Source organism: Microbispora sp. NPDC046973 (assembly GCF_040644495.1).
Taxonomy (GTDB): domain Bacteria; phylum Actinomycetota; class Actinomycetes; order Streptosporangiales; family Streptosporangiaceae; genus Microbispora.
In genome coordinates, this window is the sequence record NZ_JBEYWQ010000073.1 from 1 (window position 1) to 4,332 (window position 4,332).

Annotated in this window: 1 protein-coding gene; it reads right to left on the reverse strand. The window is 68.1% G+C overall.

What is annotated here, in order from left to right; translation table 11 throughout:
* The coding region (locus ABZ860_RS42700; RefSeq protein WP_357232555.1) for an amino acid adenylation domain-containing protein at positions 1-4,332 on the reverse strand (4,332 nt) is incomplete at both ends.

A 4,332-nucleotide genomic window follows, 5' to 3' on the forward strand; every position in this document is an offset into this window, starting at 1 on the left:
GCCGGGTCAGATGCCCGGCCAGCCGCTCGATCGTCGACCCCTCGAACAACGCCGTGCTGTAAGCCACCACACCATTCAGCTCATCGCCGTCCTGGTTGAACGCGACCATCACGTCGCACTTGGCCGGTGGCTCCTGCTCGAAACAGCCGGACGTCCAGCCGTCGTCACCGTCCTCGCTCACGACGTAGTTGAAGAAGGCCTGGAACAGGGGAGTGCGGGAGCGGTCGCGTACGATTCCCAGCTCGTCGACGAGTTGTTCGAAGGGCAGGTCTTGGTGGGTGTAGGCGTCCAGGGCGGTGGCCCGCACCCGGGCCAGCAGTTCGGTGAACGTCGGATCGCCGGAAAGGTCGGTGCGCAGCGCCAGGGTGTTGACGAAAAAGCCGATCAGGTCCTCGGTCTGCCCCTGGGTGCGGCCCGCAACAGGCGTCCCGACAACCAGATCGTCCTGGCCGCTGTACTTGCCCAGCAGCACCGCGTACGCCGCAAACAAGGTCATGAACATCGTCGCCGAGTGGCGTTGCGACAACCGCCGCAACCCCGCCGTGACGTCGGCGTCCAGACGGAAGGTGACGGATGCCCCGGCGGTGGAGCGCACCGGAGGCCGGGGGCGGTCGGTGGGCAGCTCCAGGACCGGCGGCTCGGCCAGTTGCCGCCGCCAGTAGCCGAGCTGCTCCTCCAGCACCGGCCCGGTCAGCCAGTCACGCTGCCACACCGCGAAGTCGGCGTACTGCACCGGCAACGCCGGCAGCAGGCTCGATCGGCCGTCCCGGAAGGACTCATACAGGGCGGCGAGCTCACTCAGGAAGATCGTGTTCGACCACTCGTCCGAGACGACGTGGTGCATGGACAGGGCGAGGATGTGCTGGTCGTCGGCCAGGCGCAGCAGGCTGGCGCGGATCAGTGGCCCGGTGGCCAGGTCGAACGGTGTGGCGGCGTCGGCGGCGACGAAAGCGCGTGCCTCGTCTTCGGTAACGGCCACCACGGGCAGGTCGAACGGCGCCGGCGGGTCGATGACCTGCCACGGGATGCCGTCGTCATCGGCCACCAGACGCGTGCGCAGCACCTCGTGCCGCTCGACCAGAGCATCGAGCGCGGCACGTAGCGCGGCCATGTCCAAGTCCCCGGCCAGCGGTATGGGAGCGGGCATGTTGTACTCCGCCGAGCCGGGATCGAGCTGGTCGAGGAACCACAGGCGTTGCTGGGCGAACGACAGCGGCAGTTTCCGCTCCCGTGAGACCGGCACGATAGGCGGCGAAGCGGTGCCCTCAGCAGCGTCGACGAGGGTGGCCAACTGGCGAACGGACGGGTGGTCGAAGATAGCGGCGACGCCGATGTCGGTCCCGAAAGCAGCGCGGATACGGGTGGCCGCCTGGGTGGCGAGCAGGGAGTGACCGCCAAGGTCGAAGAAATCATCCCCTGCTCCGACCCGGTCCACGTTGAGCAGGTCGGCCCAGATCCCAGCCAGCAACTCCTCGGTTGGGCCGTCCGGCGCCTGGTAGGCGTGCGCGAGCTCCGGCCGTACGCTCTCGGGCACGGGTAGCGCGGCACGGTCGATCTTCCTGTTCGGCGTGAGAGGGAAGGCGGCCAGCTCCACGAACACCGCCGGAACCATGTAGTCCGGCAGGCCCGCACGCAGGTGGTGGCGCAGCTCCTCTACGGCGGGGATGCCGCTGCTCGGATCCACGGGGACCAGGTAGGCGACCAGGCGTTTGGCGTCGCCATCACCGTGGACGACGACCAGGGCGCCGTCGACCGCGGGATGGGTCGTGAGAGCGTGCTCGATCTCGGCGGGTTCGATGCGGAAGCCGCGCAGCTTGATCTGGTGGTCCACGCGGCCGAGAAAGTCGAGTTGCCCGTCGGGGCGCCAGCACGCCAGGTCCCCGGTGCGGTACAGCCGCCCGCCCTCGGAGTCAAAGGGGTCGGCGACGAAGCGTTCTGCGGTCAGCGCCGGCCGGGCATGGTAGCCGCGCGCCAGCCCGGTCCCGGCGACGTAGAGCTCCCCGGGCACCCCGAGCGGAACGGGGTTGAGATGCCGGTCCAGGACGTACACCCGCGTGTTCGGGATCGGCGGGCCGATCGGCGTCTGCTCGCCGGTGACGACGGCGTTCGTGGCGCATACGGTGACCTCGGTCGGTCCGTACGAATTGATCATGCGGTGGTGCGGCGACCACAGGCGGGCCAGCGACGGGCGAAGCTGCTCGCCGGCGCTGATCAAGGTAGTGAGAGTCGGCAGGCTGCCAGGCGTGAGCGTGCCCAGGAGGGACGGCGGCAGGGTCGCAACCGTGACCCCCTCTTCACGCAGAAGGGCGACCAAGGACTCCGGCCGGCTGCGTTGCTCGAAAGTGGCGATGACCAGCCGGGCTCCTGCGGTCAGAGTGACAATCGTCTCCCAGACAGCCGTGTCGAAGCTGAACGAGGCGAACTGCAGGACGGCGCTCGTGTGGTCGACGCCGAAGACCGGGCGCATGCCGACGGCCAGGTTGACGGCTCCCCGATGGACAACCCGCACCCCCTTCGGCCGGCCGGTCGAGCCCGAGGTGTAGATCACGTAGGCCGTCTGGTCGGGTAGGACCGTAACGTCGGGGGCGGTGGTGGGCAGGGCGTCCACGATTGCCCGTGTGGCCGGATCGTCCAGCGTCACCGTACTGACCTGGGCTGCGGGCAGATCCCCGAGCATCGCTCTGGTGGCGGAGTGGACCATGAGGAGTCCGGCACCGCTGTCGGAGAGCATGTATACGAGCCGGTCGGACGGATAGCTGGGGTCCAGCGGCAGATAGGCTCCCCCCGCCTTCCACACGGCGAGTACTGCGACGATGAAATCGGCGGTCCGGTCCAGGCACAGGCCGACGATGGTCTCGCGGCCGACACCGAGCCGGCGGAGGTGGTGGGCGAGTTGGTTCGCCCGGACCTCGAGTTCCCCGTAGCTGAGCCGCTGAGAATCACTGACAACCGCGACGTCGTACGGCTGGCTGAGAGAGTTCATGCTGATCAGTTCATGGACTCCACCGACCTGGGGAAGCCCGGCCGCCGTGCTGTTCCAGTCGATGACGACTTGATGGCGTTCGGCGGGAGTGAGGATCTCCAGGCCGGATAGACGGCGGCCGGGGTCGGCGGTGATCGCCGTGATCAGCTCGGTGAGGTGTCCGATCAGCCGTTCGATCGTGGACTGGTCGAACAGCGCAGTGCTGTACTCCACCGTGCCGGTCAGGGCGTCCCCGTCCTGCTTGAAGGCGACCATCAGGTCATAGCGGGCAGGTGGTTCCTGCTGGGTGGCGAACTCCTCCTCGCCGCCATCCCGCTCCGCCATGACGTAGTTGAACAAGGTCTGGAAGAGCGGGGTGCGGGAGCGGTCACGGGTGATTCCGAGCTCGTCGACGAGTTGTTCGAAGGGGAGGTCCTGGTGGGTGTAGGCGTCCAACGCGGTGGCCCGTACCCGGCTCAGCAGTTCAATGAATGTCGGGTCGCCGGAAAGATCGGTGCGCAGGGCGAGGGTGTTGACGAAAAAGCCGATGAGATTCTCGGTCTGACCGTGGTTGCGGTTGGCGACGGGGCTGCCGACGATCACATCGTGCTGGCCGGTGTATTTGTTCAGCAGGACGGTGTAAGCGGCCAGCAGCGTCATGAACATCGTGCTGCCGCTGCGCTGGGACAGCTCGCGGAGCCGCCGAGTGGTCGCTGCGTCTATCTGGAAGATCACGGCCGCTCCGGTGGTGGAGCGTACGGGGGGCCGGGGGCGGTCGGTGGGGAGCTCCAGCACCGGGGGGTCGGCCAGTTGGTTCCGCCAGTAGCCGAGCTGTTCCTCAAGGACCGGTCCGGTGAGCCAGTCGCGCTGCCAGACGGCGAAGTCGGCGTACTGGATGGGCAGTTCCGGCAGGGGGTTGGACCGGTCGTCGCGGTATGCCTCGTAAAGCGTGGTCAGTTCCTGGAAGAAGATCTTGGCTGACCATTCGTCGGACACGATGTGGTGGACGCACAGGGCGAGGACGTGCCGGTCGTCGGTTAGGCGCAGCAGGGTGGCGCGGATCAGCGGCCCGGTGGCCAGATCGAACGGGGTGGCAGCGTCGGCGGCGACGAAAGCGCGTGCCTCGTGCTCGGTAACGGCCAGGATGGGCAGGTCGAACCGGGTGGGTGGGTCGATGACCTGCCAGGGAACGCCGTCGTCGTCGGCGATCAGGCGGGTGCGCAGCACCTCGTGCCGCTCGACCAGAGCGTCGAGCGCCGCGCGGAGGGCGGGGACGTCCAGTCGCTCGGGCAGGTGGATCGGGGTGGAGATGACGTATTCGGCCGATCCGGGGTCGAGCTGGTCGAGGAACCACAGGCGTTGCTGGGCGA